We start from the raw sequence: 12,700 nt of genomic DNA on the forward strand, positions 1-12,700 counted from the left end.
ATCCGGGGATGTGAAGAATGGGGAATGCAGCAGGTTTCAAGCGTTTCAAACCTTTGCCGTTGGCATTGGGTATATCGTTGGGCTTGAGCAGCATCGGTTATACCGAAATGACATTGGGTGCACCGGCACCTGCCACTATTACCCAACAGAGCTACTACGACTTACCTGCCGCTTCATTGCAAGAAACTTTGTCGCGCATCAGCAGCCAAAGTGGACTGGACATTCAAGTCAGCGTGCCGAATATTGGCGACTATAATGCACCGGCTATTAAAGGTAATTTGAATGCTGGCCAGGCGGTGGCTGCGGCTATTGCAGGCACTTCACTGACTTCTAGCACCACGCCGGATGGCAACCTTCTGATTTCAGCCCCTGCCCCGGTCGCTGCAGCATACGCCCCTAGCAATGGCGCCATGCTCCCGGCAATCTCGGTCGAAGGCGCTCCCATCACCGAGGAATACGCTGCTACTGCCTCCAGCAGTGCAACCCGCACCAACACTGCGCTGCAGGAAACGCCGCAATCGATCAAGACCGTAACGCGCCAAGTGATTGAAGATCGCCAGACCACCAGCGTTGAAGACGCTCTACGCAATGCCGCGGGCGTGGTCGCGCAGGAAGGCAGCCTCGGTACTACCACCTATTACATTCGTGGCTACGAGGTAACTCAGACCGCAACCGACGGTGTCAGCGGCCCGGAAACGCGCGGCGGGGTCCTGCTACCCTCCGCGCCTATCGACGGTGTCGAAAGCGTTGAGGTTATCAAGGGCCCTGCCGCCGTCATGTCCGGTAGCTCTTCGCCTGGCGGCACTATCAACATCGTGCGCAAGGCACCGGTCACCACCCCACTGCACGTAATTCGCCAGGAAGTCACCGACCGGGGCGAATACAAGACCGCCATTGATCTGGGCGGAGCGCTGACTGACGACAAGGCGTGGAGCTACCGCTTGAACTATGCTCGCCTTCGTTCAAGCGAAACCTATCCTGACTACAATGGCTCACGTGGTGACTTTTTCGCCCCGGTCATAGCCTGGCAAGGGAATTCCACCCGCATCAAGGTAGGCGCGGAGTTCAATGATTCCCGCTCCGCCCAGAATCTGGCAGGTACTTTCTACAATACCCGTACCGGAAAAATTGCTGATCTGTCCACGCCGCGGCTTGGTGACCAAGACGACCACATTTCATCGATCACTAAAACTGGCTACTACGAGCTGAACCAAGACCTCGCTGACGGCTGGACTTTCAACAGCAAGGCAACCTATTCGGATTCCCACCTCAATTTCCAGATCTACCAGCCTTACGCCATTGCAGCGAACGGCACAATGGTGGTCAACCCCTTCACCTCGGTCAACAACGTCCGCTACTGGAGCACCCAGAACGACTTCAGGGGCACCTTCGACACGGGTCCGCTGAAGCATGAAGTGCTGATCGGGTTCGACTACATGCACTCCAACAACACCCAGTATGACGGTATTACCGGTCGAGGGCCTTTCATCGGTGGCAACGCCTATGACCCTGATTCTCAATCCTACCAACCCATCAGCACTACCGACCGCAAGAGCTACGAAGGCCGCAGCATTCAGCGCGGCCTGCTGATCCAGGATCAGATAACGATCATGGACAAACTCCACTTGCTGTTCGCCGGCAAAGAAGCCCAATGGCAAAATGAAACCCAAGTGGTAGGAAGGGCGGGATCCTCATTCGATCAGAAGAAATGGGTACCTAACTATGGGATCGCCTACGACCTGACCGATGAAATCACGGTCTATGCCAATCTCCTGAACGGGTTCAGCGGCTCTTCCAACGTAGACGTCAGCGGTACTCAGTTGGCACCGAGCGAAAGCAAGGCCAAAGAGCTGGGCGTCAAGTTCAGCCTTCTTGACGACCGACTGACCATTACCTCGGCAGTGTTCGATATCGAGCAGACCAACGTACCGGTGGCCAACCAGCTCGGGCAGTATCTGGGTACCGAAGGACGCATGAGCAAAGGCTTCGACTTTGATCTGAACGGGCAGTTGCTGCCAGGGTGGGACCTGACGTTCAGTTATACCTACTCGAAGTTCGAGGACCCGGCCATGGTCAATGGCCGCGTTAACAGAATCACTGGCCAACCGAAACAATCGGCCAACCTGTGGACGTCCTACCAACTTCAAGAAGGTCTCCTTAAAGGGCTCGGTGCAGGCATCGGCGTCACAGCGCAAAGCTCTTCGTGGAACGGGTTTCGCAACAGCACCTATTTCAAAAACCCGGGGCGGGCACAAACCGACCTGTCGGTTTTCTACCGACAGAAAGAATGGTCGCTCACCCTGGGCGTGAAAAACGTGTTCGACCGGGATATCTACGCTTACAGTACCTCACCACTCTGGATCAATCAGAAAGAAGGACGTACGACTCGGTTAACGGCTGAGTATCGTTTCTAAAAGATCGCCAAGTGCATAGCACCGCCCCCATCAGTCATTGTTGTCACTATCACTGAGCTGCGTTTGCAATAACGCGACTGCGCGCGCATGCGCCTCAATGCTTAGAACTATGATTCTACGTATTGAGGCGCAGGCTCGCTGGTGCTCGGATTCTAACGTTTTGGTCAGGAGCGCCCTATATGGCCACTTCACCCCCTCTTCAGCTGGACAAATTTGACAAAGCAATTCTCGAAACGCTTCAGCATGATTGTAGCATTGCAATTGGGACGATAGCCGAACGAATAGGCCTGGGTAATACTGCATGCTGGCGGCGTATTCAGAAGCTGGAAGAAGACGGAATTCTTGGAAAACGTGTTGCTCTTCTTGATCGCGAGAAACTGAATGTTGGCGTAACTGTATTCGTCTCTTTGAAAACCAGCCAGCATTCTGCGCAATGGCTCAAGTCTTTCAACATCGGCGTGGCGGAAATTGCCGAAATCACGGAGCTGTACCGTATGGCCGGCGATACTGATTACCTGCTTAAAATGGTAGTTCCTGATATCAAGGGCTACGACAAAGTGTACAAGCAACTGATTCAGATACCCGGGCTGCTCGACATCAGCTCAAGCTTCGCCATGGAGCAGATCAAATACACCACTTCGCTACCGCTACGCTACGCCGTATGACGCCGGACAAGGGAAAACCCGACTCACCTCGAATCATTCTAATGGCGGGTTTCGAGCCCTTTGGCGGCGCGTTGGTCAACCCTGCATGGGAGGCGGTGAAGTCGATGAATGGCGTAGAACTGGCGGCCGGCTACCAGGTCGTTACGTTGATGCTGCCATGTGTATTTGACGAGGCACGCCGAGTATTGATCGACGCTACTAGAGCCCTCCAACCCCACATCGTAATCGCCGTAGGCCAGGCCGGTGGAAGGACAGATATTTCGATAGAGCGCGTGGCCATAAACATCGACGATGCTCGTATCGAAGACAACGCTGGCCAACAGCCGGTTGACACGGCTATCGACCCTGACGGCCCCGCGGCTTACTTTTCTACCCTGCCGATAAAGGCCATGATGCTCGCGCTGCGTGATAAGGGGATACCGGCCAGTGTCTCTAATACGGCCGGCACTTTCGTTTGTAATCATGTGTTCTATAGCATGATGCATTCGCTACGTGACCGACCGGACGCAAGGGCGGGATTCATACACATTCCGTATCTGCCTCAGCAGGCAGCCCAGTACCCCGGCGCGCCCAGCATGTCGGCAGACCAGGTGACAGACGCCTTGCGCCTTGCAGCGCAGACAGCGGCCACCACCGAAATCGATATGCCGATCCCCGCGGGAGCCTTGCACTGACCGCTGTGCCTCGGCCACTCATGCAGGCCACCGCCACAGCGGGCCATCGAGCAAGCCGCCCTTCCCCTTTATCTGCGTTCGACCGTCGGACTTCTCCAGTTCGAAACTCACCAGCTCTTTTGCCTCGCGCAGAGCTCGCACTAGCAGTTCCGAGTGCGAAACTATCCAGACCTGGGACCGTGTGCATGCGTTGATGATCAGGCGCGCCAGCGCAGGTAAGAGATCAGGATGGAGGCTGTTCTCTGGTTCGTTCAATACCATCAGTCCTGGGGGCCTAGGTGTCAGCAACGCAGCCACCAACAGAAGATACCTCAAGGTACCATCGGAGAATTCGCTCGCAGTCAGTGGACGGAAAAGACCGGTCTGGTGCAGCGACAACGTAAATAACCCACCTTCGCGTATTACCTCCATCCGCGAGCCCGGAAATGCATCGTCGATTGCAAGATCCAACGCCTGCGGATCACCAATCTCTCGAATGGTCTGGAGGGCGGCAGCCAGGTCGCTCCCGGAGGCGCTCAGCACAGGCGTGCGCGTGCCCAACTGGGGCTGGCGGGCAGGCGACGCAGCATCGGTACGGAAATGATCGTAGAAACGCCAATCTCGAATGAGCTCGCGCACGGCACCTATTTCTGGCGAATCGACTGCACCTCCTGTATCGAACAGGCTATAGAAAGGCGCTAGCTCTTGAGTAAGTGACCGCCACCCAGAGTCCGTCCTGATACGCACGGATGGTCCCTTGCGCTCCACCAGCACCGAGGCTGGCCGATAGACCGGGCCTGCCCATATGATCTCGTGCTTGATCTCTGGATCTTGAGCGAAAAAGGTCTCCCGAAATCGATTGCTTTCCCCCGGTGAAGGGCTCGGCATGCCCAGGGTCATCGCGTAGCTAAAATCTTCACCCGCGAACCCCAGACGCATCCTTGCTGGCGACCCGCCCGATCCAAGCGCCGACTGATCATGCGATCCGGCCCAGAAACAGGACTCCAAACCGCCTTCCCGAGCAATACCGGCAACCACGCCTCGTTGGGCAGTATCGGCCAGCAACCGTAGCGTGCGGTACAAACTGGATTTACCGCTGCCGTTGCCGCCGGTGACCACGGTGAGTCTGCCCAATGAAAGCTCCAAACGCTGGATGGAGCGGTAGTTCTCTACGGCTAGGATCTGCAACAAATTCATCACTCCCTGATTATCAAGCAGGCCGTTTGGCGCCGTGCAGAGCAGGACCGGTCGCTATTACAAGGCGGTCGCTCTCTGTGCTTGGCGATCACTGCCCGCGGTTGTCTGTGCTCGCTTGATCAGCGCTTCAATTTCATGAGCCTCTTTCGCCACCTGCAGGGTCAGCACCTCCGCACCCTCGGCCGTGACGACCACCACGTCCTCGATGCGCACGCCTATACCGCGCCATACAGGGTCAACGCTACGATTGTCGGGCGCAATGTATAAGCCCGGTTCTACCGTGAACACCATTCCAGGTTCAAGGGCTCTCCAGGCGCCTTCGATCTTGTATCGGCCCACATCATGCACATCCAGGCCCAGCCAATGCCCGGTGGTATGCATGTAGAATTCCTTGTAGGTACCATCGGCGATCAGGGTGTCGACATCGCCTTCGAGCAACCCCAACGCTACCAGCCCTGTTGTAAGGCTGCGCACCGCTGCGTCATGCACATCGTTCCAGTGGTTACCGGGTTTGATCTGGGCGATGGCCGCGAGTTGCGCGTCGAGCACCACTTGATACAGCGCCCGCTGCGCGGCAGTGAATGTGCCGTTGGCCGGAAAAGTGCGAGTGATGTCGCTGGCATAGCAATCCAACTCGCACGCTGCATCGATCAGTACCAGATCGCCATCTTCAATACGCTTGTCGTTATCGACGTAGTGCAGGACGCAAGCGTTGGCCCCTGCGCCAACAATCGAGCCGTACGCGGTATGCCTGGCCCCGCCAGCGCTGAAAGCGTAACGCAACTCGGCCTCAAGATGGTACTCGTACAGACCTGGCTGCACCGACGCCATTGCCCTGACGTGCGCCTTGGCCGAAAGCTTCGATGCTTCACGCATGACTGACACTTCTGCCGGGCTTTTGATCAGGCGCATTTCGCTGAGCATCGGCGCGATGTCCAGGATCTGCGAGGGAGGGTTGGCGCCTTGGCGGGCCCTGGCGCGTACAGCGTTGATCCAACCCACAACACGCGCATCAAAGGCCTCCTCAGCACCAAGGCCATAGAAGACGCGTTCGCAGCCATCCATCAGCTCGGGCAATTGCGTGTCGATGTCCTCTATCGACAAGGCGACGTTGGCGTCATACAAGCTGATACCCCCCTCCTGCCCTGCCCGCGCGCCGTCCCACAATTCGATTTGGGGGTCGCGGCTCCGACAGAACAGCACATATTCCCCCTGTGCACGGCCCGGGATCAGGACGGCGACGCCTTCGGGCTCGGGAAAGCCTGTCAGGTACTGGAAATTGCTCGCCTGACGATAGGTATGGCCCACGTCGCTGTTGCGGTACGACAACGCAGCAGCAGGCACGATGGCGATGCTGCCGGCGCCCATTTGCTTCATTAGTTCGGTACGACGGCGAGCAAATTCGATCTTGGGAATTTTAGTCAAAACAACCTCTTCAACGTTTCGGTGGTCAGGGTTTGCCGAAGCTGGCTAGGCTGCAGTTTCCAGGCCGCTGTATTTGATCAATGCCTCGAGGCTGGGCTCGCGCCCGCGGAAGCGCTTGAATACTTCCATGGCAGGAATGGATCCACCTTTGGCCAGAACGGTGTCGCGGAATTCACGGCCGACCTGCGCACTGATCCCACCGACATCTTCGAAACGCGAGAATGCGTCGGCCGACAATACTTCAGCCCACTTATAGCTGTAGTAACCCGCCGCGTAACCGCCGGCGAACACGTGATTGAAGGTATTAGGAAACCGGTGGTAAGCCGGGGCCGGCACCACGGCGACACGTTGGCGAGCACTTTCGAACACCTGCTGGCAGGAACGTCCGTCGCCGTGACTCAGATGAAGTTCGAAGTCGAACAGGGCAATCTCGACTTGGCGCAAGGTGTTCATACCCACCTGGAAATTGCGGCCAGCGATCATTTTCTCCAGAAGCTCGGCGGGTAGCGATTCACCTGTCTGATGATGCCGCGATATAAGGTTGAGCCCCTCTGCGTTCCAGCACCAGTTTTCCATAAACTGGCTGGGCAGCTCGACCGCATCCCGCGCCACGCCGTTGATTCCGGACACAGCACATTCATCTATGCGTGTCAGAACGTGATGCAGCACGTGACCCAGCTCGTGGAACAAAGTGATTACGTCCTTGTGGTCGAGCAACGCAGGCTCGTCAGCACTGGCGGAAGCGAAATTGCACGCCAGCTGGGCGATCGGAAGTTCAATTTCTCCTTGCGCATTGCGGCGACGGTCGACCACCGCGTCCATCCAGGCGCCGCCGCGCTTGCCTGAGCGGGCGTACAGATCCATATAGACGTGGCCGGTGAGAACGCCTTCTTCGAGGACGTCGAACAACCGAACATCGGGGTGGTACCGGTCGAAATCGAAGCGCTCACGCAACTCTATCCCAAACAGGCGACCGGCGATCTCGAACAGCCCGACAAGTACCGCCTCAATCGGGAAATATTGACGAATGACCTGTTGTGAAAGGTCGAGCAGGTCTTTGCGCATTTTCTCGCTGGTGTAGGCCACATCCCATGGCTTGAGATCCGGCGCGCCGTTGATGGCGGCGTAGTTCAACAGTTCGTCGTACTCTCGGTAGGCGCTGGTTTTACCAGACGCACCCAGCTTATCAACGAACCCAAGCACTTCTTCGCTGGAAGGAGCCATCTTGGTCGCGAGACTTAGATCCGAGTAATGCGGGTAGCCCAACAAGCGGGCCATCTCGTGACGCAGGGCCAGGATTTCAGCAATGATCGGGGTGTTATCGTGCATCCCGGCCTGCGGGCCCTTGTCCGAGGCACGCGTGTTGTAAGCCCAGTAAACTTCCTCGCGCAGGTACTCGCTGTCGGCAAACGTCATTACCGCCTGTACAGCCGGCTGATCCAGGGTCACCAACCACCCCTGCAGGTCCTTGGTTTGTGCCAGGCGCGCCATCTGTGCCTTGATCGACTCTGGCAAACCGGCCAGCAAGGTAGGATCAATGACGTGCTTGCTCCAGCCCTGAGTCGAATCAAGGGCGTTGTTGGCGAAGCTGCTGGCCAACTCTGACAACCGGCCGCTGATTTCCTTGAACCGTAGCTGGTCACTTTCAGGCAAGTCGATACCTGAAAGACGCAGGGCGCGAAGTTTCAAACTGATGGTCATGTTCTGCGACTGACTGAAGCTTTCGCTCTCGGCACTATTAGACAGTGCTACTAAAGTGTCGAAAAGGTCCTTGTCCTGGCCAATGTCCGACATGTACTTACTCAGGGCCGGAAGACATGCCTCGTAGGCCGCCCTGAGTTCAGGGCTGCTGCAAACGTTGTTCAGATGACCCACCGGACGCCAGGCGTTTTGCAGTCGAGCGTCGACCTCGTCCAGTGCCACGATGAGCCTTTGCCAGGAAGGTGCTGCCTTCTCCCTCTCGAGAATGGCTCTGATGGCTGCGCGGTTTTCGGTAAGGATCTGCTCGATGGCGGGCTGTACATGCTCAGCCCGTATGTGGGCATAGGGCGGCAATGGATGATGCTGAAGCAAAGGGTTGGTCACGGTTGAGCCTATCCAGATCAAATGACAATGAGCGATTCTGGATAGTCTAGGGAGCCGGTAATGAAAGGTTTTTTCCTTTTGCCAGAAGCACTGGCGCTGTCGTGAAATATCGTTCTGACAAATGCCCCGCCGCCCGAAAATTTCTGCGGCTAGTGTGCTGACCCTGTCAAAGGCCTTTGCTGATCATCAGCAGACTTACTGCGACACACAGCAATGCGAAAAGCTGTTGCAGTAAAAGGGCGGATATTTTCGGCGCAAGCCACCGGCCGCCGATCATTCCGCAAAGGGCCGCACCAATGAAGGACGCGCCTGCAGGCTCTAGTACCAGGCCCCTGCTGAAAAGATGAGCGAGCGTGCCCAGTGACACCAGCGCAACAACCATCAATGACGTTGCAACAACGCCGTGCATGCGCACGTCGCTGAATTTGCGGAAGGCAGGAACGATAAGGAATCCACCGCCGACGCCCAGCAACCCCGTCAGAAAGCCCGATGCTCCGCCAATTGCGGCCAAGGTCGCCAGGCATCGGGCATTCCAGTCGAGGCGGCCGGTTGCGGGGTCCAGCATACAGTTGCGCTGCAGGGTGCCCTGCGATTCATCCCGCACATGCCTGGCTTGCCAATACATCCGGCCGGCAACCATCAGCATGACCATACCGAACATGAGCATCAGCACATCGCCGGCTACCTGCTGTGCCAAGTAAAGCCCCGAGGGGGCAACGAGCCAGCCGGCACAAGCCATCGTAGCAGCAGCCTTGTAACGAACAAGTCCTTGGCGCAAGCCGTAGATCGCGCCTAGCAGTGCCGCGCCGCCAACGGCCAGCAAGGCGATGGGCGTGGCTTGAGTGACCGACCATCCAAGCCCAAGGGTGAGCGCAGGAATCGCCAATATGCCGCCACCCGCCCCTGTCAACCCAAGCACAAGGCCAACACAAGCGCCAATCATCAAAGTCAGCATCAGCCTACTTCGACGAGCAGTCGGTGAACCATTCGCGCCCCTTGAGCATCCCGTTCCAGTAGAACCAGGGCAGCAGGCGAGCCTTCAGAAACCAGGCCGACTTGCGCGGGATCGTCGGGTCCATCGGGAAGGTGGGCAGCAGTTTGCCGCCATACCCGAACTCGGCGAGAATGACTTTTCCGTTCTCCACGGTTAGCGGGCACGAGCCGTACCCGTCATAACGGCCCGGTAGCTCGGCGCCCTTGCGTAGCGCCAACAAATTCTGTGCCACGATCACGACCTGCTTGCGAGCCGCGGCGGCGGTTTTGGCATTGGTTGTGCCGCAGACATCGCCAACGCCGAAGACTTCGGGATAGCGCGGATGCTGCAACGTCGTAGGATCGACTTCCAACCAGCCAGCCTTGTCGGCCAGTTCGCTACGACGGATGAAATCAGGAGCCTGTTGCGGGGGAACGACATGCAGAACGTCGAAAGTTTTCTCGACCCGGGTGACATTGCCATTGCCATCGGCAACCTCGAACCATGCAGTCTTGCCAGGCCCGTCGACCTTCACCAGGTTGGACTGGAAGGCAAGCTGCGCGCCGTAGGTCTCGACATATTTCATCAATGGAGCAACGAAAGTGGCCACCCCAAACAGTGCCGGCCCGGCAAGGTTGAACTCGACCGAGATCGACTCCAGAACGCCGTTCTTGCGCCAGTGGTCACAAGACAGGTACATCGCTTTCTGTGGCGCTCCAGCACACTTAATTGGCATGGGTGGCTGAGTGAACAGTACCTTGCCGCTGCGCAGCGAGCGGACCAGTTCCCAGGTGTAGGGAGCGAGATCGTGCCGGTAGTTGGAGGTCACTCCATTTTTGCCGAGCGTCTCTTCGAGGCCCTCGATTTTTTCCCATGCTAATTGAAGGCCAGGGCAGACGATGAGCTGCTGGTATCCAAGTTCTGCCCCATCACTGAGCAATACGACTCTGCGATGCGGAGCGAACGCCGATACCGACGCCTTTATCCAGTAGGCATCCTTGGGCATTACGCTACCCATAGGCCTTGCCGTGTCCTGAATGCTATAGGCGCCACCACCAACCAGTGTCCAGGCGGGCTGGTAGTAGTGTTCGCTGCACGGTTCGACGATCGCAACACGCATTGAGGCGTCGCGCTTGAGCATACTGGAGGTGATCGCGATGCCGGCCGAGCCACCGCCTATGACCACGACGTCATAGCACGGCTTCTCACTCGCCCCTTTGGTAGCGGCAGCGTAGAGCCTGGCAGAGCGATTGCCGGTCCGGCAGTAGGCCAGGATAGGCTTGGGAAGCCCCTCGATCAGCGTTGCAAGTTGATGGGCCTGTTCGTCGGTTGCGCCGGAACTCAAGATCGGCACGTATCTGAACACAAGGCCTGAAGCCAGGGCAGATCGCTCCATAGTCAGATGATCTGGCTGGTCAGCCCCGCCCTCGTGGTCCGGTCGATTGCAGATCAGAGTCGCGAACCCCTTAGCCTTCACATCGGGCAGATCATCAGGAGTCAACTGACCTGACACCGAGAACAGTGAGTCGATACGCTTCACCACATACTCCATTACAAACTCCAGGCAAATAACCGTGTGATGACTCAGCCGTCGTGCCTCCACCCGGCTACAGCCGGTGCGAGACTCACATCAGCAAAATAACGGTCAATCGGGGACGTCTACTTCTTGAGTGCCTGACCGCAGTACAGCCCTGACAGCGTCTGCATCAGCGAGACAACTTCGAAGCTAGCTAACGAGTAGTAGATGTACTTACCCATTCTGCGGGTATTGACCATTCCCTCATCACGCAGGACGCCTAGCTGCTGGGACAGTGTCGGCTGCTTTATCCCAGACAAGGCTTCCAGCTCTCCGACATTTCGCTCCCCCTGAGTCAGCTGACACAGCAGTAACAGACGATCCTCGTTAGCCAAGGCCTTCAACAAGGCACACGCCTTGGAGGCCGAATCCCGCAATAGACCGATTTCCTCGGTAGACAATTGAGCAGCCATGGAGAGCCTCGGTATTTGATGGTCGACAGTCTACGATCAAATAGTATATGTTTCAATATATTGTAATGGCATAGATTGAAGAGACCACCATGACCGCTCAGATAGAAGGTTTCTACGATACCGCCACCGCCACAGTGAGCTATGTCGTTTTCGAGGCGGCAGGCGGGCCGTGCGCGATCATAGATCCGGTGCTGGATTACGATGCCAAAGCGGGGCGAATCCGGACGGATAGCGCGGACCGTATTGCCGGGTTCGTACAAAGCCACCAGTTGCACGTCCAGTGGCTACTCGAAACACACGCTCACGCGGATCACTTGTCTGCCAGCGCCTATCTGAAGGACAAGCTAGGCGGCAAGATTGGCATCGGCGCGCAGATCACGGCGGTGCAGAGCGCATTTCGGGATATCTACAATCTTGAACCAAGTTTCCTGCTGGATGGGTCGCAGTTCGATAAACTGTTTGAAGCGGACGAAACTTTTCATATTGGCAAGATGGAAGTTAAGGTTCTGCATGTACCTGGTCATACGCCCGCGGACGTCGCTTACCAAGTCGACCGCAAGGATGTATTCGTCGGCGATACCCTATTCATGCCGGACGTGGGAACCGCCAGATGCGATTTCCCGGGCGGCGATGCTGTACTGCTTTATGTATCAATCAAACGACTACTCGCTCTGCCACCTGAAACCAGACTTTTCATGTGCCACGACTATCCGCCGGAAGGAAGAGACGTTTTCTGGAGGACAACTGTAGCGGAGCAGAAGGCAAAGAACATCCATGTCAACGACACCGCTGACCTGCAATCCTTCGTGCGTATGCGTAGATCTCGGGACTCTAACCTATCGGTTCCTGCGTTGCTGCTGCCTGCTTTACAAATAAATATTCGGGCAGGAAATCTTCCGCCTTCTGATGAAATCGGTCTTCATAGTTTGAAGATCCCGTTGAACCGTTTCTGAACCGGTCCGGTCCCAGAGTCATAGTGGCGAAGCCTAATAACAAATCGGCATATCCCATAGCGCTACAAACTTAATGCCCACCAGCAGGGTCGAGATAAAGCCCTACGTCAAGGGCAGCCATACAACCTGCACCTGCTGATCAAATTGATTACCGACATACGTGGTCGGCCACGTCTACGGCAGCGGATACGCCTTCGACACTGGTCCGCAACCTTAAAAGAACTCAAGGTCCCAGACCTGGTGATGTCTGGCGAACGGCATACCTATCCTTGCCACTTTGGGGCAGGATCAATACAAGGCCGCTGTCGCTAATGTAAAATAAACGCATCTTGGGGAGCTTTACTGT

10 protein-coding genes are annotated in these 12,700 nt (G+C 56.8%); 4 read left to right on the plus strand and 6 right to left on the minus strand.

Translation table 11 applies throughout. The features are described 5' to 3' along the window. Window positions 1-17: 17 nt before the first annotated feature. The 3 genes from SLW75_RS04315 to pcp all read left to right on the plus strand — a co-directional run bounded on the left by SLW75_RS04315 (window position 18) and on the right by pcp (window position 3,753). On the plus strand, window positions 18-2,414 hold the full coding sequence (locus tag SLW75_RS04315; protein WP_410933635.1) for a TonB-dependent siderophore receptor: 2,397 nt from the start codon (window positions 18-20) through the stop codon (window positions 2,412-2,414). Window positions 2,415-2,617: 203 nt separating this feature from the next. Further along, on the plus strand, window positions 2,618-3,079 hold the full coding sequence (locus tag SLW75_RS04320; protein WP_410933818.1) for an Lrp/AsnC family transcriptional regulator: 462 nt from the start codon (window positions 2,618-2,620) through the stop codon (window positions 3,077-3,079). Next, window positions 3,076-3,753 carry a pyroglutamyl-peptidase I gene (gene pcp, locus SLW75_RS04325; protein WP_410933636.1) on the plus strand — a complete coding sequence of 226 codons (678 nt, stop codon included), beginning with the start codon at window positions 3,076-3,078 and terminating at the stop codon, window positions 3,751-3,753. The genes SLW75_RS04320 and pcp overlap by 4 nt, the downstream gene beginning before the upstream one ends. 18 nt (window positions 3,754-3,771) lie before the next feature. Here pcp and SLW75_RS04330 read toward each other — a convergent pair whose 3' ends face one another. The 6 genes from SLW75_RS04330 to SLW75_RS04355 all read right to left on the minus strand — a co-directional run bounded on the left by SLW75_RS04330 (window position 3,772) and on the right by SLW75_RS04355 (window position 11,401). After that, window positions 3,772-4,923, minus strand: a complete 1,152-nt coding sequence (locus SLW75_RS04330) for an AAA family ATPase (RefSeq protein WP_410933819.1) — start codon at window positions 4,921-4,923, stop codon at window positions 3,772-3,774. A 63-nt stretch (window positions 4,924-4,986) separates the two neighbouring features. After that, window positions 4,987-6,354, minus strand: coding sequence for a Xaa-Pro aminopeptidase (gene pepP, locus SLW75_RS04335; RefSeq protein ID WP_410933637.1), 1,368 nt, complete (start codon window positions 6,352-6,354; stop codon window positions 4,987-4,989). A 45-nt stretch (window positions 6,355-6,399) separates the two neighbouring features. Beyond that, a complete protein-coding gene (locus tag SLW75_RS04340) occupies window positions 6,400-8,451 on the minus strand; it encodes a M3 family metallopeptidase (protein ID WP_410933820.1) in 2,052 nt (683 codons plus the stop codon). A 154-nt stretch (window positions 8,452-8,605) separates the two neighbouring features. Beyond that, window positions 8,606-9,394, minus strand: a complete 789-nt coding sequence (locus tag SLW75_RS04345; protein WP_410933638.1) for a sulfite exporter TauE/SafE family protein — start codon at window positions 9,392-9,394, stop codon at window positions 8,606-8,608. Between the two features lie 4 nt (window positions 9,395-9,398). Then, window positions 9,399-10,964 carry a beta-lactamase hydrolase domain-containing protein gene (locus SLW75_RS04350; RefSeq protein WP_410933639.1) on the minus strand — a complete coding sequence of 522 codons (1,566 nt, stop codon included), beginning with the start codon at window positions 10,962-10,964 and terminating at the stop codon, window positions 9,399-9,401. A 107-nt stretch (window positions 10,965-11,071) separates the two neighbouring features. Then, the gene (locus SLW75_RS04355) at window positions 11,072-11,401 is read right to left on the minus strand and encodes an ArsR/SmtB family transcription factor (protein WP_410930277.1); all 330 of its coding nucleotides are present in this window, start codon (window positions 11,399-11,401) and stop codon (window positions 11,072-11,074) included. 89 nt (window positions 11,402-11,490) lie between these two features. Here SLW75_RS04355 and SLW75_RS04360 point away from each other — a divergent pair, with 89 nt between their 5' ends. Next, the gene (locus SLW75_RS04360; protein WP_410933640.1) at window positions 11,491-12,354 is read left to right on the plus strand and encodes an MBL fold metallo-hydrolase; all 864 of its coding nucleotides are present in this window, start codon (window positions 11,491-11,493) and stop codon (window positions 12,352-12,354) included. Window positions 12,355-12,700 lie beyond the last annotated feature (346 nt).

This window comes from Pseudomonas sp. W5-01 (assembly GCF_046540435.1).
GTDB classification, from domain to species: domain Bacteria; phylum Pseudomonadota; class Gammaproteobacteria; order Pseudomonadales; family Pseudomonadaceae; genus Aquipseudomonas; species Aquipseudomonas graminis_B.